General features: G+C 62.9%; 20 protein-coding genes. 13 read left to right on the top strand and 7 right to left on the bottom strand.

What is annotated here, in order from left to right:
* Positions 1 to 34 precede the first annotated feature (34 nt).
* Positions 35 to 1231: a MarP family serine protease gene (locus tag MHK05_RS03405; protein ID WP_239204829.1), complete on the top strand. Its 1197-nt coding sequence runs from the start codon at positions 35 to 37 to the stop codon at positions 1229 to 1231.
* Here the strand turns inward: MHK05_RS03405 and MHK05_RS03400 are convergent.
* Both MHK05_RS03400 and MHK05_RS03395 read right to left on the bottom strand, forming a co-directional pair.
* Complete coding sequence (locus MHK05_RS03400; protein WP_239204827.1) at positions 1228 to 2142, bottom strand: alpha/beta fold hydrolase; 915 nt, start codon at positions 2140 to 2142, stop codon at positions 1228 to 1230. The two genes, MHK05_RS03405 and MHK05_RS03400, sit on opposite strands and share 4 nt — an antisense overlap.
* A gap of 136 nt (positions 2143 to 2278) precedes the next feature.
* Positions 2279 to 2782 carry a phage holin family protein gene (locus tag MHK05_RS03395; protein ID WP_023020417.1) on the bottom strand — a complete coding sequence of 168 codons (504 nt, stop codon included), beginning with the start codon at positions 2780 to 2782 and terminating at the stop codon, positions 2279 to 2281.
* Between the two features lie 108 nt (positions 2783 to 2890).
* Between MHK05_RS03395 and MHK05_RS03390 the strand changes: the two genes are divergently transcribed.
* Positions 2891 to 3607, top strand: a complete 717-nt coding sequence (locus MHK05_RS03390; RefSeq protein ID WP_023020418.1) for a hypothetical protein — start codon at positions 2891 to 2893, stop codon at positions 3605 to 3607.
* Here the strand turns inward: MHK05_RS03390 and MHK05_RS03385 are convergent.
* The gene (locus MHK05_RS03385; RefSeq protein WP_239204825.1) at positions 3604 to 4485 is read right to left on the bottom strand and encodes an HAD family hydrolase; all 882 of its coding nucleotides are present in this window, start codon (positions 4483 to 4485) and stop codon (positions 3604 to 3606) included. The two genes, MHK05_RS03390 and MHK05_RS03385, sit on opposite strands and share 4 nt — an antisense overlap.
* Positions 4486 to 4945: 460 nt before the next feature.
* Here MHK05_RS03385 and ssd point away from each other — a divergent pair, with 460 nt between their 5' ends.
* The 7 genes from ssd to MHK05_RS03350 are packed head-to-tail and all read left to right on the top strand — an operon-like array spanning position 4946 to position 9465.
* Positions 4946 to 6013, top strand: coding sequence for a septum site-determining protein Ssd (ssd, locus tag MHK05_RS03380; protein ID WP_239204823.1), 1068 nt, complete (start codon positions 4946 to 4948; stop codon positions 6011 to 6013).
* Positions 6010 to 7188, top strand: coding sequence for a TadA family conjugal transfer-associated ATPase (locus MHK05_RS03375; protein WP_239204821.1), 1179 nt, complete (start codon positions 6010 to 6012; stop codon positions 7186 to 7188). Before ssd ends, MHK05_RS03375 begins: the two co-directional genes overlap by 4 nt.
* On the top strand, positions 7181 to 7969 hold the full coding sequence (locus MHK05_RS03370) for a type II secretion protein F (protein ID WP_239204819.1): 789 nt from the start codon (positions 7181 to 7183) through the stop codon (positions 7967 to 7969). Before MHK05_RS03375 ends, MHK05_RS03370 begins: the two co-directional genes overlap by 8 nt.
* The gene (locus MHK05_RS03365; RefSeq protein ID WP_239204817.1) at positions 7966 to 8562 is read left to right on the top strand and encodes a type II secretion system F family protein; all 597 of its coding nucleotides are present in this window, start codon (positions 7966 to 7968) and stop codon (positions 8560 to 8562) included. The genes MHK05_RS03370 and MHK05_RS03365 overlap by 4 nt, the downstream gene beginning before the upstream one ends.
* Before the next feature lie 24 nt (positions 8563 to 8586).
* Entirely contained in the window at positions 8587 to 8775 is a 189-nt protein-coding gene (locus MHK05_RS03360; protein ID WP_023020425.1) for a DUF4244 domain-containing protein, read from the top strand.
* A 56-nt stretch (positions 8776 to 8831) separates the two neighbouring features.
* The gene (locus MHK05_RS03355; protein ID WP_023020426.1) at positions 8832 to 9146 is read left to right on the top strand and encodes a hypothetical protein; all 315 of its coding nucleotides are present in this window, start codon (positions 8832 to 8834) and stop codon (positions 9144 to 9146) included.
* Positions 9139 to 9465: an Rv3654c family TadE-like protein gene (locus MHK05_RS03350; RefSeq protein WP_023020427.1), complete on the top strand. Its 327-nt coding sequence runs from the start codon at positions 9139 to 9141 to the stop codon at positions 9463 to 9465. Before MHK05_RS03355 ends, MHK05_RS03350 begins: the two co-directional genes overlap by 8 nt.
* Positions 9466 to 9488: 23 nt before the next feature.
* Here MHK05_RS03350 and sftH read toward each other — a convergent pair whose 3' ends face one another.
* Positions 9489 to 11852 carry a DNA 3'-5' helicase SftH gene (gene sftH, locus MHK05_RS03345; protein ID WP_239204815.1) on the bottom strand — a complete coding sequence of 788 codons (2364 nt, stop codon included), beginning with the start codon at positions 11850 to 11852 and terminating at the stop codon, positions 9489 to 9491.
* Positions 11853 to 12029: 177 nt separating this feature from the next.
* On the opposite strand from sftH, the gene MHK05_RS03340 reads away from it, so the two are divergent.
* Positions 12030 to 12233 carry a cold-shock protein gene (locus MHK05_RS03340; RefSeq protein ID WP_086588724.1) on the top strand — a complete coding sequence of 68 codons (204 nt, stop codon included), beginning with the start codon at positions 12030 to 12032 and terminating at the stop codon, positions 12231 to 12233.
* 17 nt (positions 12234 to 12250) lie between these two features.
* Here the strand turns inward: MHK05_RS03340 and MHK05_RS03335 are convergent, their stop codons facing one another.
* Positions 12251 to 12880, bottom strand: coding sequence for a DedA family protein (locus MHK05_RS03335; protein WP_023020430.1), 630 nt, complete (start codon positions 12878 to 12880; stop codon positions 12251 to 12253).
* Positions 12881 to 13128: 248 nt separating this feature from the next.
* Here MHK05_RS03335 and topA point away from each other — a divergent pair, with 248 nt between their 5' ends.
* Both topA and MHK05_RS03325 read left to right on the top strand, forming a co-directional pair.
* Positions 13129 to 16104, top strand: a complete 2976-nt coding sequence (topA, locus tag MHK05_RS03330; RefSeq protein WP_239204813.1) for a type I DNA topoisomerase — start codon at positions 13129 to 13131, stop codon at positions 16102 to 16104.
* Positions 16105 to 16122: 18 nt separating this feature from the next.
* Positions 16123 to 16704, top strand: a complete 582-nt coding sequence (locus MHK05_RS03325; RefSeq protein ID WP_239204811.1) for a hypothetical protein — start codon at positions 16123 to 16125, stop codon at positions 16702 to 16704.
* Here the strand turns inward: MHK05_RS03325 and MHK05_RS03320 are convergent.
* Entirely contained in the window at positions 16654 to 17892 is a 1239-nt protein-coding gene (locus MHK05_RS03320; RefSeq protein ID WP_239204809.1) for a DUF418 domain-containing protein, read from the bottom strand. The genes MHK05_RS03325 and MHK05_RS03320 overlap by 51 nt on opposite strands.
* 12 nt (positions 17893 to 17904) lie before the next feature.
* Positions 17905 to 19437 carry an adenylate/guanylate cyclase domain-containing protein gene (locus MHK05_RS03315; protein ID WP_239204807.1) on the bottom strand — a complete coding sequence of 511 codons (1533 nt, stop codon included), beginning with the start codon at positions 19435 to 19437 and terminating at the stop codon, positions 17905 to 17907.
* A gap of 37 nt (positions 19438 to 19474) precedes the next feature.
* Between MHK05_RS03315 and MHK05_RS03310 the strand changes: the two genes are divergently transcribed.
* Positions 19475 to 20674 carry a DNA polymerase III subunit delta' gene (locus MHK05_RS03310; protein WP_411338782.1) on the top strand — a complete coding sequence of 400 codons (1200 nt, stop codon included), beginning with the start codon at positions 19475 to 19477 and terminating at the stop codon, positions 20672 to 20674.
* The last annotated feature ends 7 nt before the right edge of the window (positions 20675 to 20681 follow it).

Raw genomic sequence — 20681 nt, 5'->3', positions numbered from 1 at the left:
ACGTCTTAACCTCCAATAGAAAGAATCCATAGCCATGACTCCTGCGCTTATCGTTGACGGCCTGATTGTGGTCGCCGTCCTGTTGGCGCTACTTAGTGGGTGGCGCAATGGTGCCCTCGCGGCAGTTTTGGCCTCCATCGGAGTGGGTGCTGGGGTAGTGCTGGGCATTGCCGTGGCACCTGCCGCATTGCGCCTGGTGGATCAGCCCTCGTTGCGCTTGCTGCTCTTGGTAGGAATTTTGGTGCTATTCGTGGGCATCGGGCAGCTCATCGGCTCCTCTCTGGGCGGCAGCGTGCGCGACCGCATGAAGGCGCGCAAGACACAGCGCCTCGATTCTGCGGTGGGTGCGGTATTCCAAGCCTTTGCCGCCTTGGTGGTTATTTGGCTGATTTCTATCCCTGTGGCCACCAACTTGGGTGGTGCGGCCGGTCAGGGCCTGCGCGATTCGCGTATCTTGGGCAACCTCAACTCGGCCGCGCCGGCGCGGGTAGCGGCGCTGCCCAATGGCGTGGCGGCAATGCTTAATGAGTCCGGCCTGCCGCCGTTGGTTTCGCCCTGGCAAAACTCCATTAGCAATGAGGAAGTAAAAGAGCCGGACCCAGACGTGCAGGATCCGGAGCTGGTGCGCCGCATGCGGCCCTCCATCATTCACGTGCTTGGCGACGCCGAAGAGTGCTCCCGCCGCCTCATGGGTTCCGGCTTCGTGGTAGCCGATGACTACGTGATCACCAATGCCCACGTGGTGGCCGGCACGCAGACCGTGCGCCTTGATACCAAGCTGGGGCTTAAGGATGCGACCGTGGTCTATTACAACCCGGACGTGGACGTGGCGGTGTTGCATTCGCGCGACCTCGGCATCGATCCGCTGCCGTGGGCCCAGACCCCGGCCCAGACGGGCGATGATGCGATGGTCATGGGCTTCCCGCATTCCGGGCCTTTCGACGCCGAGATGGCACGTGTGCGCGATCGCATCACCATTTCCGGTCCGGATATTTACTCCCACGGGCATGTGGAGCGCGATTCCTACACCGTTCGCGGCAATATCCAGCAAGGAAATTCCGGCGGCCCACTGGTCAATACGGCTGGCGAGGTCCTAGGCGTGGTCTTTGGCGCCTCGGTGGATGACTCTGAGACGGGCTATGCGCTCACCGCTGATGAAGTCAACAGTCAGATCGGGGACGTCGCGCAGCTTAACCACCCGGTCGATACCGGTGAGTGCGTGGCCCATTAGCTATTTTCTTGGAGCCACGCCCCCAGCGTAGAGACGAACTCCGCTGGTGCTTCCACGTGCGGTAGGTTCTTCGCACCGGGCACGGTCGTGGCGGTAAAACCGTGGCGGGCGCGCAAGGCGGCGCGACGGACCACGGGGTTCCACAGCCGTTGTTGGGCGTGGATGAAAAGGACGGGTCGTTCCACTGTCAGTTCCACCCAGTTCAGGGGGACAACGGCGGTGCGCATACGGTGGTTCCACAAGATTCCGCGCCGAACGCTGCCGATCCGGGAGGCGCGCAGGCGTAGATCGAGGATGCGGTCAAAGGTGGCTCCGTTAAGCGAAGGCCCCGTATCCAGCTCCAACTCCTTGCGGTAGGCGCGCGGGCTAAGTAGCAGGTTCTGGGCGCGGGTAACGCGGGGTAGGCGGCACAGCAGCGAGCGCAGGTTAATCCACCCAAAATCCCACGGCCGGGCGGCAATCGCTCGGCGCAGATCCACCGGGTGGGCGGCGGAGATGGAAGCCAAGCCGCGCACCCGCTCGGGGCGCTCAGCGGCTAAGCACCAAGCCACCGCGCCGCCGGTATCGGCACCGACCACAAAGGCGTCGTCATGGCCCAAGGCCTGGATGAGCCCGCTGATATCGCCCACCAAGGTACGAATATCTTGCCCCGCATCAATAGGTGGCTTATCGGACATGCCAAAGCCGCGCATATCTACCGCCGCGACGTGGAAACCGCGCTGTGCAAGCGGCGCAATGACGTCTTGATAGTCGAACCACCCACCAAAGGCGCTGTGGATGAGTACCACTAGTGGCTGCGTGCTCTCTCCCGCCGTGGCCACGTGCAGGCGGATGCCGCGGGTATGGACGAAGTCATGCGCATAAGGTCCCTCCAGCTCCACCGTTGAGGGAGGCAGGGGTGCAAAGGCCATGGTGCCGCCTTTCTATAGTTGGGGCAGAAACGGTAGAGGATAGGGGAAAGTACACAAAATCCGCCCCAGGCTAGCTAGGGCGGATAGAGGGGAGCACGACTGCGTGGCGTGCTGCGTGTGCGTGGCGCCTGCCGGTTTAGGTGTAGAGGCCGTGGGTGGTCTTTCGGTCCAGAGACTTTTGTGCCTTGCCCGGAACCAGGTTCTTGAGCTCCTTGGTGGAGTCAATGGTCTTTTGCGGCGCCTTCACCTGCTTGACGTTCTTCAGACCAACAAAGGCCAAGATGCCGGCGAGGACGATCATGATCAAAAAGACGATCAGGAACGCTGCCCAACGGTCCAGCCAGATGGCGAGGAGCTCTGCCAAGAAGAAGAAAAAGAAGAAAGAGCTATACAGCGCGATGGTGCCAGCGCCGCCGAAGAGACCAGCACCAATTCCACCCTTCTTTGCGGACTCTGCCAGTTCGGTCTTAGCCAGCTCCACCTCGGAGCGTACGAGCTGGGACATCTGCTCGGTGGCGTTGGAGACCAGCTGGCCTACCGAGGTCTCGGACGAGGACGTATCCACGTCACTCAATGGGATCGAGTTCACCTTCGGTGCAAATTGATCAGTACCGTCGGTATACAGTCCATCGTTGCTCACGATTAATTCTCCTCGCGTTTATCTAAACCTTGTAATGTCCCTAATAATAATGGAATCACTATTCTCCCATGGTGCCACGCATACGTAGGGACTTCCACGGCTATCCTAATGTATATGTCAGAAATTGACGCGTTATCCCCGCTGTTTCGCCTGCCGGGGGTGAAAGAAAGTGCAGAAAAAGCCGCCGCTGCCATTGCCCGTGCACACCGCCGACCTGCAGGATTGCGAAAGTTTGAGGTCATTTCCGCCGAGTCCCTTATTCGCGGCGCCCGTTCTAGCGTGGCGCTTGATGGTTACGCCATCCCCCCACATCCGGGCCCAGAGAATGTGGAAGAAGGGCCGTTGGCCAGCGCCGTAAGCGCCTACTCTGTGGCCGCGCCGGAGCTCTTGGACACCACGGTGCGCTCCTTTGCCCGAGCGCCGCTGCAGGTTCTAGCGCGCATTGACGTCGCGGCCGGTGGCACCGGTATCCCCACCGGTGAAAGCGCGCGGCTGCAAGGGCTGGGCCGGCTTATCGCCCAAGGTAATGGTCCCGCCTTTGATCTCCTTCTACCGAGCGTGGTCCATGCCGAGATAGCCGCAGGGCAGTTTTTCGGCCCTCGCAGCGGTCTCGTCGCCCGCGTTGCTTCTCGCCTTGCCGCTGTGCATACGGGGTTTGACCCGCGCGGTTTCGCCGTACCCGAGGTCTACTACACCCGCCACCGCGCTGAGTATGCCGATGCGGTGGATAATTACCGCACCGCGCTTGCCGACGCCCTCCTTACCCACCTCGCTGCCTGGGCAGCCGGTGGTGCAGAGGCCGACGCGATTGCGCGAGCCGCTTAAGAGGTATGCCGTGGCCCGCGCTTGGGGAAGCTGGGGCGGTCAGGGTGCTGGGCAAGCCACAGCCCGGCGCCGATAGCCGCCACGGTCCCCGCCAGCACGGAGGCGCCGATTCCGATTTCTTTAGCGGATGGCGCAGGCAGGAGCGGCACTGGGTCCTTAAAGGATCGAATATCCCACTCATGGCTGATGGCGTGGCGCTTTAATTGCTTGTCCGGGTTGACCGCGACGGGGTGGCCAACCTTCTCCAGCATCGGGATATCCGTAGCGGAATCCGAATAGGCATAGCTGGCATTAAGATCAATGTTTGCTGCAGCGGCAGTGCGCTCTAGTACCTCCGCCTTATGCGGGCCCTTGCAATAAAAGAGCACCTCGCCGGTAAAGCGTCCGTCTTTTTCTGCCAATTCGGTGGCGATGACGTGCTCGACGCCGAGCTCCTCCGCGATGATGTCTACCAGCACGGCAGCGGAGGCAGAGACAATGACTACGTGGTCGCCCGCGGCGCGGTGGGCACGGATAAGTTCCCGGGCCTCGGCATAGATGGAGGGAGTGACCACGTGGTGCATGGTGTCTCGGGCGATGGAGCGCACTTCCTCCACGGACCACCCCGTGACCATCGTGGTGAGCTGATCGCGGCTAGCGTCCATGCCTTCGCTGGAGAGGCCGGAAAACATATAGCTGGCTTTCGCCAGGGAGAGCTGCAGTGCTTCGGCCGGGGAGATGAGCCCGTTGTGCAAAAATTCGCGGCCAAAGGCATAGGCCGAGGAGGTGGCGATGATGGTTTTATCGAGATCGAAAAACGCCGCGGTGCGTGCGTGATCGCCGCCGGCGCAACTCGTGCTAGCGGGGCGGGGAGGAAAGGATTCGCGGGAATTCGTCATGGTGTGCTGCCGAGTGTAGCCGCCCTTCGTGCTTAGTGGTGTAGAAGTGGCTGCAGTTAATTGTGGTTGGCGTGTCAATAATGTGGGATTGGCAGCCCGTGCGGGGGATAAAGTAGTGAACACGCATTCGGTGCAGGTCAGCGCCATGGCCGTTGAAAAACTGCTGTTAGCTGTTGTGGTTGGGTGGCGAACATGTCATAATAATGCGTGCAAGGCCCCGATATACTGTGCGGCCTGCCCCGGCTCACCCCCCCGAGGCCGGGTTACTGACGGCCCGTGCGCACACCCCCCGATGCACGGGCCGTCACCTATATCTAGCGCCATGTGATACGAGGTTATCCACAGGTTTTTAGTTGAAGTGGCAACCAAATCAGGGTCACACGGTGACTTATCGCGGGTTATCCACAGTGCCACCGGAGAGCCCTCGCTGCGGTTGCACGGATGCTTCAGGCTATGAGGCATGAACGCATTACATCCTGATTCCGCTGCCATCGTCGTTGCCGTCGGTGACGAAGCACTGCGCGCCGAGGCTATCCATGCCGCGGCTGCTACCAGCCACGATGTGCTTACCGTAACCGATCCCCGCGACGTCCCGCGCAGTCTGCCAGGCGCCTTTGCGGTCCTGGTTGATTCCCTCATGGCCCGCGTGGTGGCGGCAGCGCAACGCCCCCACACCGCGCCTGTGCCAGTACTATTCCTTGCCGCGGACCCTGGACCGATTGACTATGAAGCGGCATTAGCCTGTCACGCGGAGAGCGCCTTTATCATTCCCGCCCAGGTTAAGGAGCTGCTCGCGGGCATTGCTGCGGCGGGCACCCCGCAGGAGACGCGACCGGGCAGCGCCACCATCGCCGTGGTTGGCGCGAGCGGCGGGGTGGGTGCTTCTACCTTCGCGGCCGCCTTGGCCCGCACCCAGTGCGCTGCGGATGGGCGCGCCCTGCTTATCGACGCCCACGCATACTCCGGTGGCCTCGACCTCCTGCTTGGCGTAGAAGCCGAAGCGGGGGCGCGCTGGCCGGAGCTTACCGTAGGCGATGGCAGTATCGATGCCGCCGATCTCTACCGCGCGCTGCCCACTACGCCGGATGGGGTAGCGGTGCTTTCGACCGCGCGCAGTACCGTCGCGGATCCCTTTCGTCTGGAAAAGGACCTGCTCGCGCGAGTAGTGGGCGCGGCCCACGCGGGCGAAGGGCTATGCGTGGTGGATTGCACCCCGGAGACCGTTCCGGATGCGTGTACCCACGTGGTCATAGTGGTGGCCGCAGAAGTGCGCTCGGCTGCATCGGCCGCGCAACTTATTGCGCGCTTCGGGGCCGCGCGGCGCAGCTGTGTGGTGGTGCTGCGGCAACGCCAGTGGGCGTCGTTAAGCGCGGCGGAAGTAGAAAGCATCATCCACAGCACGGTATTGGCAGAACTGCCAACGGCCCGGGGCCTTACGCGCGCGGTGGAAATAGGCGGCCTCCCGCAGGGCCTCCCGGCACCCTTGCGCAAGGCTGCACACGCGGTCCTCGAGGAGGTAGGCGCGTGAGTGAGCAGAAAGTAGCACAGGAGACGCTGGAAAAGATGCAGCGTATCATCGCCGCCGAGCCCGACTTGGTGCATGATGCGGCAGCCCTGGCTCGGCGCATCCGCGCAGAAGCCGGCGTGATTAGTGACGTCGCGGTACTCGACCTACTACGCCGCCTGCGCCAGGACGCCACCGGAATGGGCCCGCTTGATGCATTGCTGGGGCGAGAGGGGGTTACCGATGTCGTTGTTAACGGGCCGCATGCGGTATTCATGGACCGCGGCGAGGGCCTCGAACGCACTGACATCACCTTCCGCGATGATGGCGAAGTCCGCCAACTGGCCAGCCGGCTGGCGGCAGCCTCCGGCACGCGCCTCGATGATGCTCAACCTTATGCCGATGGCCGCGTTAGCCGCCCTGATGGCGTCGTCCTGCGCGTCCATGCCTTGCTGAGCCCGCCTGCGGTGGCCGGAACCTGCCTGAGCCTGCGCGTACTGCGCCAAGCCCAGACCACCCTGCCCCAACTAGTAGACAACGGCACGCTGCCAGAAGATATCGCTACGCTGCTGCGCGCTGTGGTGGACAAGCGAGTCTCATTCCTGGTTATAGGTGGAACCGGCTCCGGCAAAACCACCTTGCTATCCGCACTTTTGGGAACCGTCTCCGAGCGCGAACGCATCCTCGTCATCGAAGACACCGCCGAGCTCTCCCCGCACCACCCACACTGCGTTAGCGTGGTCTCGCGCCGGGCCAACGCGGAGGGAAGCGGCGAGGTCACGATGTCACAATTACTCCGACAAGCGCTGCGCATGCGCCCAGACCGCATCGTGGTAGGCGAGATCCGCGGCCGCGAGGTGGTCGATCTCCTCGCCGCCCTCAACACCGGACACGACGGCGGCGCCGGTACGCTCCATGCCAATTCGCTCTTTGAAGTCCCCGCCCGCATGGAGGCCCTCGCCGCCCTTGGCGGCCTGGACCGCGTGGCACTGCACTCACAACTGGCAGCGGCCGTACACATGGTGCTGACCATGGAACGCACCCCGCAGGGCCGCCGCCTTGCCCATATTGGCGTGCTCGAGGGAAACCCGGTTACCCCGCGCATCATCTGGAGTGCCGAAGACGGACCGGCGGATGGCTTTGCGGATTTTTCCGCACAACTTCTGGGCGAGCGCGCCGGGGAGACCAGCCATGCTTAGTTTCCTCCTGCTCGCCGCCGCACTGCTCCTGCCCGCGCCCTCTATCACCGGCCGCCTAGCTTCCGCAACGCGCCAGACACGAGCCAGCTCCGTGGTCATCCTGGGGGCGGTATTTTGCGGCAGCCTGGTCTTTTACTCAGTGGGTCGCATCAGCATCGCTATCGCCGCCGCCATAATCGCTTGGTGCGTGTCCTGGTACACCAAAGACCTCGTGGCCGCGCGTACGCAGCGGCGCGGCCACGAAGGGCTGGCCGCCTATTTGGGAGTGGTCACCGCGGACCTGCGGGCAGGGGCGACCCTGGCTGGGGCACTTGCCCGCGGGGTGGAGGCCCTGCCGGGAACTACCCCGCGGGAGGTATCCGCCGCACTGGAAGCAACGGCCGCCCTCGCTGCGCGTGGCGCGCCGCCCCACATGGCGCTCACGGATGCGGAGGATACAAAGGCCCTGCCGGAGCTTTCCCGCTTAGGCCACCTGCTGGAGCTTTCCACTTACCACGGTATTGCGGTGGCCAGCTTGCTCGACCAAGCCCAAAGCCGCCTCGATGCTTCTCGACGCCACCAGCAATCCACCTCCGCTAGTCTGCAAGGCCCCCAAGCGACCGCCACGGTGCTCGCGTGCTTGCCAATAGCCGGCATCGCCATGGGCGGGGCCATGGGCGCTAACTCGCTCGGCTTTCTTTTCGGCGGCGGGCTGGGCGGTGTCCTTCTCGTGGTAGGCGTGGCGCTGGCCTGCGGCGGCTTCGCTTGGTCGCGCGTCATTATTCGGAAGGCGGCTGCATGACCCCGCTCATCTTTGTGGCCTTGGCCGCCCTCGTTGGCCTCCCACCGCACACTGGCCGGCTGGCAGTTACCAGTGCGACTGAGACCACCGCCAAGACCCCGCGCGATGGCCCGAAAGCGCGTGGGGGACTGATAAGCAAGCTCAAGCCCGCAGCACCGCTGGACCCGCTGGTAGTAGCAGGTGACGTCGAACTCTTCGCAGCGTGCCTGGCCGCAGGGCTGTCCGTGCACGGAGCCGCCACCGCGGTCGCTCGCACCGCGGACGCTCAGACGCAGGACCTGTGGGAGACCGTCTCCGCGCTGCTAGGCGTTGGAGTTTCCACGCAGTCCGCGTGGGGCCATATGAAGGGCCAGGCGGGGCTGGAGGACTTAGCACAGCTTGTCATCATGTCGGGCCAATCCGGCGCCACCATTGCGGCCGGATGTCATCGAATCTGTACTTCTTTGCGCGCGGAAGCATCCGCCCACGCCACAGCACAGGCGGAGCGCGCAGGAGTATTCATTGCCCTCCCGCTGGCGGTGTGCTTCCTGCCGGCATTCATCGTTCTAGGCCTTGCGCCCGTAGTAATCAGCCTGGGCGCGCAACTTCTCTAAACCTCACTTGAAAGGACACTAATCATGCACGCACTTACTAAGTATCCCCAGCTCATCCGCAATGACGAGGGGATGAGCACCATCGAATATGCCATGGGCTCTCTAGCAGCAGCGGCGCTTGCCGGGGTGCTCTACATGGTCATCAACGGCGGCGGCGTGGTGGATGCCATCGAAGGCATCATAACCGACGCCCTCTCTAATACCCCCAGCTAGCAGCTCTACCTAACCCCAGCCGGCGGGACCATTCCCGCCGGCAGAAAGGAGGAATAATGCACAAGGTATTTGATGACGATGGCTCCGTGACCATCGAGGCCGCCTTAGCTTTAAGCTCCCTAGTCTTGGTCGCGGCGGGAATCGTGGGTGCTATTGCCACGCTGGCATCCTATATCGCCGCTGTGGACATGGCGGGCGCGGCCGCGCGTGCGCATGCCATCGGCGTCGAATACCACCCCGCGCGCGAAGATGCCCAAGTCAGCGTGGAGGAAAGCGGTGGGCTGGTGAAGGCGTCGGTAAGCGTGGAAGCCCCCATCGGCACCATGCGCTCCGAGGCAGTCTTTCCCGCCGAGGTGGGCGGAAATGAGTAAGCCGCAACGCTGGGGCGAGGAAGGCTATGCCACCATCGCTGCGGCCGGCATCATTGTCGCCATCGTGAGCCTGCTGCTTATCGTGGCGGCGGTGGGCTCGCGCGTAGCCGCACGCCACGAGGCGCAAGTGGCCGCCGACCTCGCTGCGGTCGCTGGCGCCTGGGCACTTGCTACTGGCGAGGATGCCTGCACCGCCGCGGGCGATACCGCCGCCCTGAATGGCGCCACCCTAGAAACCTGCACCGAATCCGGTCGCGACGTCATCGTCACCGCGGCAGTGCGCGGCCGCTCTACCCAGGCCAAGGCCGGGCCGGTGTGAGCCAGCGGAAGGAGGCAGCGCGGCTAGCCCTGCGTCATGGTGACCAGCGCGCCGAGTAGCTTGATAGCACCATCTTTGCTGAGCGGATTATTTCCGTTGCCGCACTTCGGTGATTGCACGCACGACGGGCAACCGGATTCGCAAGGACACGAGCGCACCGCCTCGAAGGTGGCCTCTATCCATTCGGGGAAGCGGCGGAAGCCTTCTTCAGCAAAGCCGGCACCGCCCGGATGGCCGTCATAGACAAAAACGGTGGGCAGCTGCGTATCGGGGTGCAGTGCGGTGGATACGCCGCCGATATCCCAGCGGTCGCAGGTGGCGATAAGCGGCAGTAAGCCGATGGCGGCGTGCTCGGCCGCGTGTAGGGTGCCGGGCGTATCGGAGGCCGTCACGCCCATGGCGGAAAGTGCCAGCGGATCGATGGTATAGGCCACGGCTCGGGTAACCAGGCGCTGTTCGGGGAGATCGAGGGGGATGTCGTCACCAATGGTGCCATCGGCAAGCCGCACTTGGTAACCGGTGACGCGATCGGTGACCTCTACCTCCACGTCGGCTACCCACAGGCCCGGGGAATAATTGACCAGGTTATCGGCCTCGCGCAGGATGCGGATATCCGTGGTGGAGCGCGGGGTCGTCGAATAATCCGGGGTCTCTGGGCGGGCGAGCGCCAGGTAATCGCTGAGGATGAGTTCCTCGATGACAAAGCTTTCGCCTTGGTGCAGGTACACCGCGCCGGGGTGCACCTGACTGGTGGCGCGAGTGGCATCGATGGTGCCGAGCAGGCGGCCGTCGGAAGAATCCACGATCATCACTTCCTCGCCGGCCCCGCCGCGCAGGGAGACCGTGGTATGCGCCGTTTCGGGAGAGAGCTCCTCCGGTGAATGGGCAGGGATGGGTACGGCGAACCACCCTCGCTCGCGGCGGCGCAGCAGGCCAGATTCGGCCAGCTGGTGGACCACATCCTGGGCGCCCCAGGCAGCAATCGTGGCATCATCCAGTGGTTTTTCTACCGCAGCGCAGTAGACATGGCCGAAGAGGATATAGGGATTGGCCGGATTGAATACGCTGGCCTCCACCGGCTTGCCCAGCAGCGCCTCGGGATGGTGGACCAGATAGGTATCCATCGGCTCATCGCGGGCGATGAGTACTACGAGCGAGCCCTGCCCGCGGCGGCCGGCGCGCCCGGCCTGCTGCCAAAAACTGGCGACGGTCCCCGGGAAGCCGGCCGTGACCACGGCATCGAGCCCACCGACGTCGATGCCCAGCTCGAGCGCGGAAGTGGTGGCGACGCCGAGCAAGGAGGCGTCGTCAAGCGCGCGCTCTAATGCACGGCGGTCCTCGGCCAGGTAACCCGCGCGGTAGGCGGCGATGCGCTGGGCAAAATCGGGCCGGCCCAAACTACCGGAGAGCACCTCGGCCGCACGCATGGCCACCACCTCGGCCGAGCGGCGCGAACGCACGAAGGTCATGGTGCGCGCACCCTCGGCGATGAAAGAGGCCATCATCTCGGCAGCTTCGGTGGTGGCGGCGCGGCGCACCGGCGCCCCGTGCTCACCCTCGGCGCCCTCGATGAAGCCTGGCTCCCACAGGGCTACGGTGCGCGCACCGGTGGGGGCGGTGTCCTCCGTAATTGCGCGGGCCGGCCGGCCGGTGAGGCGCTGTGCATGCCGGCCCGGGTCCTTCATGGTGGCCGAGGCATAGATAACCGTCGGCCGCGAGCCATAGTGCGCGCACAAGCGCAGCAGCCGCCGCAACACGAGCGCCACATTGGCGCCGAATACGCCCCGGTAGGAATGGCATTCATCGATGACGATGAATTCCAGGTGCCGCAGCAGTCGCGCCCACCGGGCATGCGCCGCCAGCAGGGACATATGCACCATATCCGGGTTGGAAAAAATGAACCGCGAATGATCGCGTACGCCCGCGCGGGATTCCTGCGGCGTATCGCCGTCATAGGGCGCGGGCACCACGGTCTTGAGCGCCGGAATCCCCCGGCATAGCTCCAGCACCGCCTGCAGCTGATCCGAACCCAGCGCCTTAGTGGGGGTGAGATACAGCGCGCAAGCGGTCGGCTCCTGCGCCAGCCGGCTCAAAATGGGCAGCTGGTAGCCCAGGGATTTTCCTGAAGAAGTGCCGGTAGCAATCACCGCATCCTCGCCTTCCCAGGCGGCCTGTGCGAGTTCAGCCTGGTGCCGATACAGCTTGCCGACGCCCCCTTCTACCAGCTTCTCCCGCAACTGCGGCAGTACCCACTCCGGCCACTGCGCATACTGGGCGCGCTGAGGGGGCAGGGTGGTGTGAAAGGTGAGAGTGGACTCATCGAGGCGGCGCTGGATGAATTCGAGGAGCTCTGTTCCCAGGGGATTATCTGTTTCCGGGTGAGACAATTTTTACCCCCTCGTGGGTTTGGTCTATCGCTTTGGCGTGGAACGTGTCACACTGATATAAGGCCAATGATGTCTTGGTGCGGTGTTTACACTTTAAGGTACTGCTAAAGGACGCATTTACCGAACCCCCTTGGTGCGGAATCGCTGCACCGATAAGCAAGAAAAGGACTGCACACCATGGCACAAGGAACCGTTAAGTGGTTTAACTCTGAAAAGGGCTACGGCTTTATCGAGCGCGCGGATGGCGCCGGCGATATCTTCGTCCACTACTCCGAGATTCAGGGCAGCGGTTTTCGCACCCTAGAGGAAAACCAGCAGGTTACCTTCGAGGTAGGCACCGGGCCGAAGGGCGATCAGGCTCAGTCCGTGTCCGTCATCTAGGCGGCCTGTTCTCCCCGCTACGGCGTCTCCGCGTAGCCGCGGCGGGTATCCCACCACTCGGTGAACTTATTCTGCAGCTTCTGCAGGCCTACGCCGATGATGATGGCGGCGATGATGCTGACCACCACGGCGAGTACTGGCGAATTAGAAAAGGCCATGCCGCCGAGATAACCAATGGCCAGCGCCTCGCCAGCCCAGAGGGCGACGCCGATGGTGTCGAAGAAAACAAAGACGATCCACGGGAACCTCATGGACCCCAGCAGGATGGTCATAAACAAGCGTGCTGAAGGGATGAAGCGGGCGATAATAATGGCGGCCCCTCCGCCGCGGCGCATATTTCGCTTGACCCAGTTCAGCCCTTCGTAGGCCTTAGATCCCTTTGGCACGCGCTTAAGCAAGGGCATAAACCGCGTGCCTAGCAGGAAACAGAGATTATCGCCCATCATGGCGGCGATGAGCGCCACGAAGAACATGGTGGGCAGGTGGGGGAAGCCCTGCGAGCCGGACCAGGCGCCGGCCATATTGAGCGGGATTTCTGACGGCAGGACGGGGAAGAAGCAGTCACCAAATATCAGCGCGGCGACCAGCGGGTAGATCCACTCTGTGGACATGACGGTTTCGATCCACATAGTGATTGTGTCGACCATGAATCCTCCCCGGGTGTCGGCTTAGGTGTGCTATCGTGCCCCACAATGCTTTCACAGTTACTGGGCATTCTAAGTAGGCCAGTATAGACCCGTTCCGTGGGGGTACATAGTGCCCCTGAAAACGACCTTTTGGCAGAACCGCGTATATGGTGCGAGAAAGGAAACACAGATCAACTGTGTACGCTAGGGGCGATTGCTGAAAGCGTGCATACCTTATTGTTCGCATCATCGAAAGGGATGAAGTCGAAGTGGCAGAAGCAGCCGGGCCGGGAAAGACCTTGGTGATCGTCGAGTCGGCGACGAAGGCGAAGAAGATTCAGCCTTACCTCGGAGATAAGTACATCGTGGAGGCCTCCGTAGGCCACATCCGCGATCTTCCCCGCGGCGCTGCGGACGTACCGGCTAAGTATAAGAAGGAATCCTGGGCGCGCCTTGGCGTGAACCCAGAGGACGACTTCGCCCCGCTATATGTGGTGAGCCCCGATAAGAAGAAGAAAGTCGCGGACCTAAAATCCAAGCTGAAGCAGTGCGATCAGCTCTACCTCGCGACAGACCCCGACCGCGAGGGCGAGGCCATCGCCTGGCACCTGCTTGAGGTCTTAAAGCCCAAGGTTCCGGTGCGCCGCATGGTGTTCAACGAGATCACCAAATCGGCCATCCTGGAAGCTGCGGATAATACGCGCGATCTGGATTACAACCTTATCGACGCCCAGGAAACCCGCCGCATCCTGGACCGCCTCTACGGCTACGAGGTCTCCCCAGTGCTGTGGAAGAAGGTCATGCCGCGGCTTTCTGCAGGCCGCGTGCAGTCGGTGGCTACCCGCGTCATCGTCGAGCGCGAGCGCGAGCGCATGGCGTTCATCCCCGCGGATTATTGGGATCTAGCCGCCACGCTAGATACCGGCGCTGCGGATGCGGATAATCCCGCTACGTTCGACGCCCGACTCACAGCCGTCAATAGCAAGCGCGTGGCCCTGGGCCGCGACTTTGATGACCGCGGAAACGTGAAGAGCAAAGACGTCATCGTCATCACCGAGCCGCAGGCCAAGGCGCTAGAAACCGCACTGAGCGGCGCGGACATGCAGGTCGCTGGTGTCGAGCACAAGCCTTATACGCGCAAGCCTTATGCGCCGTTTATGACCTCTACGCTGCAGCAGGAGGCCGGCCGCCGCCTGCACTTTACCTCCGAGCGCACCATGCGCATTGCGCAGCGCCTGTACGAAAACGGCCACATTACTTATATGCGTACTGACTCCACTTCGCTGTCCAAGCAGGGCCTATCAGCTGCGCGCAACTCCGCCACCAGCATCTATGGCGCAGAGTACGTTTCTGATTCCCCGCGTGTTTATGACCGCAAGGTGAAAAACTCCCAAGAAGCCCACGAGGCCATCCGCCCGGCTGGCGAGACCTTCGCCACCCCGGGCCAGCTTTCCGGCCAGTTGGATGCGGAGGAGTTTAAGCTCTATGACCTGATTTGGAAGCGCACCGTCGCCTCCCAGATGGCCGATGTCAAGGGAACCTCCATGAAGGTCACCGTGGCCGGCACCGCCACCACGGATAATGGTAGCTATGACGTGGAATTCTCCGCCACCGGCCGCACCATTACCTTCCCGGGCTTCCTGAAGGCCTATGGCGCAGATGACGCCAAGGGTGACAAGAAGGGCGAGACCCACCTGCCACATTTGGAAGAGGGTCGCGCCCTGAACGCCAAGGAGGTCTCCGCCGAGGGCCACTCCACCAACCCGCCGGCGCGCTATACCGAGGCCAGCTTGGTCAAGAAAATGGAGGACTTGGGTATCGGCCGCCCGTCCACGTATGCGTCCATTATCAAGACCATCCAGGACCGCGGCTATGTGGTCTCGCGCGGCAATGCGCTGGTGCCATCGTGGGTTGCCTTTGCCGTCGTGGGACTGTTGGAGGAGAACTTCACCGAGCTGGTCGACTATGACTTCACCTCTTCTATGGAGGATGAGCTGGACCAGATTGCTACCGGTATCGAGGACGGCACCGCCTGGCTCAATGGCTTTTATTTCGGCAACGCCGAGGCCAACGAGCAAAAGGCAGCCTCCATCGCCCGCCACGGTGGCTTGAAATCGCTTATCGACGTCAACCTAGAAGCCATCGATGCCCGCAAGGTCAACTCCCTGCGCCTTTACACCGATACCGAGGGCCGCGATGTCTTCGTCCGTGTGGGCCGCTATGGCCCGTATATCGAGCGCGCCGTCGGCACCAATGACGACGGCAGCATCGAGTACCAGCGCGCCAACCTCTCTGAAACCGTCACTCCGGACGGCTTGAACGAGGAGCTGGCGGAAAAACTCTTTGCCACCCCACAGGGCGGCCGCGAACTGGGTGAAAACCCGGCAAATGGACGCATGATTGTGGCTAAGGAGGGCCGCTTCGGCCCGTATGTCACCGAGGTTGTCCGCGATGATGAGCGGGAGAAGGCCGAGGGCGAGGCCGAAGAGGTCGTCGCCAAAGAGCGGGCCGAGGAAGATAAGCAACGCGCCGAGGAGGGCAAGCGCGCCAAGAATTGGGAGACCAAGACGGCCGCAAAGCAGAAGGAAAAGCGCGTCAAGGAGTACATCGAGAATAAGCTGAAGCCGGGTACGGCCTCACTGTTTAGCTCGATGGAACCCTCTACGGTGACTCTCGAAGAAGCCCTCCAGCTGCTGTCCCTGCCGCGCGAGGTGGGCGAGGATGACGGCGTGATGATCACCGCCCAAAATGGCCGCTACGGCCCGTACTTGAAGAAGGGGACCGATTCGCGCTCTTTGGCCAAGGAAGAGCAGATCTTCACCATCACCTTGGACGAGGCCCGCCGCATCTATGCCGAACCGAAGCGTCGCGGCCGCGCCGCGGCCCAGCCGCCGATCAAGCAGCTAGGCGATAATGACGTCTCCGGCAAGCCCATGACCGTCAAGGATGGCCGCTTCGGCCCGTACGTCACCGACGGCACTACCAATGCCTCCCTGCGCCGCGGTGATGACCCGGAGCAGCTTACCGACGCCCGCGCGAACGAGCTCCTCTCCGAGCGCCGCGCCAAGGAAGCATCCGGCGAAACCAAGAAGAAGTCCACCAAGAAGTCCTCTAAGAAGACGACCAAGAAGAAGGCGACTAAGAAGGCCACCAAAAAGTCCACGAAGAAGGCCGGCAAGAAGGCAACCAAGAAACCATCGCCCGGCACGAAGAACGTGGTAAAGGCCGGCTCGCGCAAGAAATAACCGCGTAAGGTAGCGGGCATGAACGATTTCCTTGCCCGCACCCAGGAAGGCGCTGCGGCCCTGCGGCGCGCCGTATCCGATATCAGCGCACAGCCGCAGCTTATCGCCTCGGTCCGCGAAGACCCCGCCGTTGGCGCAGGTGTCCTAGCCGGGATCATTGCCCAAGTGGAAAAGGCCCGCACCCTGACCCATCCTTCGGTGCTGGGCGTGGCGGCTTTAACGGCGAACCACGCCGCCTATGCATGGGGCCTGTATCGCCGCGGCGCGCGCAACGATGCCTTAGGTTGGGGCCTGCGCGCGGCCGCATGGGGTGCGGGCGTTGCCGCTACCCGTAGCCAGCCGACGTCCGCCGCAGTCGCGGTGGGTGGCGCGGCCGTGCTTGCCACCTCGGCATTGGCGGGCGATCCAGTGCTGCGCACCGACGCCGGCAAGGGCATGAGTCACGGCGCTAATGTGCTCGTCGCGGCCGAGGGGCTAACCGCCTTGCGTGTGGCGCTGAAGCAGCGCAAACACAAGGCGCGGCTAGTGCGCGCGGCCGAAGCCGGCGCCCTAGTTATCGGCCATCTGCTGCTGATTGACGGCCTTCACCGCACCCGGTAACTGCGGCTGCATCGTCGGACCATAGGAAAGGCGGCGGTGCACCGCCTCGAAGGGGCCGCGGCGGCCGCAGGCCTCCAGCACGCAGGCGAAGATGAGAGTGGCCAACCATACCGCGAAGGCCATCACCGCTTGGCCGAAGGCCCCCAGCTCGTGACCGAAGTTCAGCATAAACGGGTGCACGAGGCAGAAAAAGAGGATGGACTGCCCCACATAGCCGCTCATGGAGCGCTTGCCCAGCGCCGCAAAGGGCCATAACACTGCGGGCAGCGGTGCCCCGGCCGAAAGTCGCTCCTGTACTGGCTGCAGCACCAACGCGAGCCCGGCCAGGATGCCGGGGCCAGTGAAGACGCCGAGGAAAGAGTTGGCATTATTGGCTGCATTCGCCCAGCGCTGCTCGATGACCCCAAGCGTGCTCAAAGACCACAAGGTACCGATAACCACGGTAATGACCACCGCGACGGCCACCCAGCGCAGGAGGGTGGGGCGGTGGGAAGGGACGTCGGCAAGCACGCCTTGGCGCGCCCACACAAAGCCCACCAGCATGACGGGCAGGTACATCAATAAAATGATCGGCGTGGCCAAGGCCTGGCTGCCTAGGGTGACAAGCTGGCTGAGCAGCAAATCGGGGTAGGACTCGATGGTGCCGATGCCCTCCGTGGCCACCACGCCGAGGGGATCCAGCGCGCCGGAAATGAAGGCCACAATCCCGCCCAGCGCGCATAGTGCGAATAGAATATAGGCCACGCGCATGAGGGAGGAATCCCGCTTGCGCAGCAGGAATGCAATCACGATTCCGGCCACGCCATAGAAGAACATGATGTCGCCCCAAAACAGCAGCACCATGTGCGCCGCTCCCATCACTGCCAAGAAGGCATAGCGCTTGGCGATGACCCTGCGCGCCCCCTGCACCGGAAACCCGCGCCGCCACAGACTCAGCGCGATGAGCCCCACGCCAAAACCCAGCAGGGTGGAAAACATGGGCAGGCCGCGGTTGTGGACAAAGAAGGCGGCGAAGACGACGGCCGCCTTATCCCACACGCTGCCATCGATGATGCCGCTGAAATAACTTGCTGGCCGGTCGGTGGTGATGATCCACGCCGTGGTCATATTGGCCATGGCGATGCCTAGAAGGGCCATGCCGCGCGCCACATCGGGCACGATCATGCGGGGCCGGGGAGCTGAGCTCACTTAAAAACCTCTTTATACCTCGGAACGTTCTGCCAGGGTAGCGCGGATAGGGCGAGCCAGCTGGGTCATGCGGTGACGGCCGCGCAGCTCAATGGATTTCATCATAGTCCAGCGGGCCTGCTCAGCTTCGTTAGCGGTTTTGAGCGTGGCGGCATTGGTGAGCACTTGGCCCGGGGTGTCCTTGGCCAGCTCGGTCAGGCGCGCGGCCTCGTTGACGGCATCACCGATGACGGTATATTCAAAGCGATCGGCGCCGCCGATGTGCCCGGCGACAACGTGCCCCGCGGCCACGCCGATGCCGGCTTGCAACTCGAGTCCGCGCAATTCACTGCGCAGCTCGCGGGCGGCCTGCAGGGCCATGGAGGTGGAATCATAAACGTTGAGGGGAGCGCCAAAAACAGCGAGGGCTGCATCGCCCTGGAATTTATTAATAATTCCTTTATTGCGGTGCACCACCTTGACGACGTGCTCGAAGAACTTATTGAGCTCCTCCACAACTTCTTCGGGGGAGTGGTTAACGGCGAAGGTGGTGGATCCAATAACGTCAATAAAAAGCACCGCCACTTTGCGATCCTCGCCTCCTAATTCTGGGCGCTCCTCCAACGCACGTTGGGCCACCTCGCTGCCGACGTAGCGGCCGAAAATATCGCGCACGCGGTTGCGCTCCCGCAGGCCACGCATCATTTCATTAAAACCGGCCTGCAGCACGCCTAGCTCGGATCCGTCATAGATATCGACCTCGGCATTGGTCTCACCGCGGCGCACCCGATTGATAGCGTTTTGTAGCTCCACAATCGGGTCCACGACGCTCATCACCGCAAAACTGGTGCCGATAAAACCGGTAGCCAGGGCGGTAAGCGCCAGGGCGGTGATGGCGGGAACAAGAGCGCCGGCGGATCCCGGGAAAAGCCCGGTCAGCTGGGCAATCAAGACCAGGAGGATGCCGATGAGCGGCACGCCGGAAGTCATCAGCCAGGTGGATATCAGGCGGTATTTGATGGGTGGCTCGAGCGTGGAATCCTCAAAGCGCCGTGCCACCGCCTGGGCGGCAACCGGGCGCACGAGGCGCTCTGCCTGCAGGTAGGTCAGGATGATAACCACCAAGCCAGCCAGGGTAGCGGATACGCCTACGACAAGCCCCAATCTGCCGGACTCCCGCGCGGAAATGACCACGGCCAAAACGATGCCGATGAGCCATACCGCGGCCGCTACTGCGGCTTGGTAGACGGGGATGCGCAGCACGAGGTTGCGCACCATATTCGGATCGTGTTCGTCTGGGTTGCGCTGCCAGTCCAGCACCGGGCGGAAGAGCAGCAGGGTAACGGCAATTCCGATAATCACGGCGAAGATGAGGTACACCGCGGCGACACCCATCAAGCTCGGTAGCTTGGCGGCAAAGTCCTCGATTTCCGGCATGGGAAGGAAATAGAGGACGAATGTCATGATCGCGATGGCACCGATGAGGTTCGCACCGAGGACTAAGGCAGCGTAGACCGGCCATTGGGTTCCCATGAGCCATCGTGCGCCGCGCAGTAGTCTGTTCATGTCTTCATACTTTAGTAAGACCAGTAGGCTAGGGCGAGTGAATACCGGAAGCGTTGCGCAAAGATTGGCAGATGCCCCAGGTGTGGCCCGCACCATTCTGGATGCCGCTCGGGCAGCTCGGGGGATAGCGGGGGCAGACCCGCGGGCAATGAGCCATTCCTGGCTATTTACCGGCCCGCCGGGCTCCGGCCGATCCCTGGCCGCCCTCGATTTTGCTGCCGCACTCATGTGCACGGACCCGGAAGAGCCGGGCTGCGGCCGGTGCGAGGCCTGCCAGGCGGTGCTGGATGCGAAGCAGCATACTGACTTGGTGCTGGTGGACCCGCAGGAAGTCATCATTCCGGTGGATACGGTGCGCGAGGTCATCGGCCGCGCCGCGAGCCTGCCCACGGTGGCGCCCTGGCGCGTAGTGATCTTCAACAATGCCGACCGCCTCAATAATAACGGTGCGAATGCCCTGCTCAAGACCGTGGAAGAACCGCCGGCGCGCACAGTGATCATCATGTGCGCTCCTTCCGACGCCCCCGAGGACTTCTCCCAGACCCTCCGCTCGCGCTGCCGCCACCTCTACATTCCTTCCCCGTCCGTAGAGAGCATTACCGCCCAGCTGGTCAGCGAGGGCGCCTCGGATCACGACGCCCACTTGGCCGCCCTCACCTCCCTCCGCCACGTCGGCAGGGCGCGACGCCTCGTCAACGACCCGGCGGTACAAAAGCGCCGCGCGGTGGCCATCAACCTGGCAGAAGAGGTCTTCCACGGCTCCCAAGGCTTCCAGGCGGTCACCTCGCTGCTGAAATTGGTCGATTCGGAAGCGAAAGAATCGCATAAGGAACAAGAAGAGGCCGAGCTGGCGAAGCTGGAGCAGACCCTCGGCGTAGGTGCGAAGGGCAAAGGCGCGGCTAAAGCGCAGCGCGATGCCCGATCCGCCATTAAGGATCTGCAGGACCAACACAAGAAGCGAGCGAAACGCCGAGTTATCGACAACTTGGACTTAGTTCTTATCGATCTCTCCGGTGTGTACCGCGATGCGCTCATGCAGAAAGTTGGCGCGCAGGTGGACCTGACCCACCCGGACTTCGCCGGTCTTTCTGGCGAGCTAGCGCAACGCGTGAGTGAGGAAGGTCTGCTGGACTGCCAGGCCGCCATCACGTTGTGCCGCGAGCAGCTCACACAAAACGTCGGCACGCAGATTGCCTTCGACGGGTTGGTGGGCCGACTGCGTCGCGCGTGCCTATAAGCGGGTG

It is taken from the genome of Corynebacterium nasorum (assembly GCF_022347325.1).
In the GTDB taxonomy this organism is placed as follows: domain Bacteria; phylum Actinomycetota; class Actinomycetes; order Mycobacteriales; family Mycobacteriaceae; genus Corynebacterium; species Corynebacterium kefirresidentii.
The sequence above is the reverse complement of the archived record's forward strand: the minus strand, read 5'-3'. Positions and strand labels throughout refer to the sequence as shown.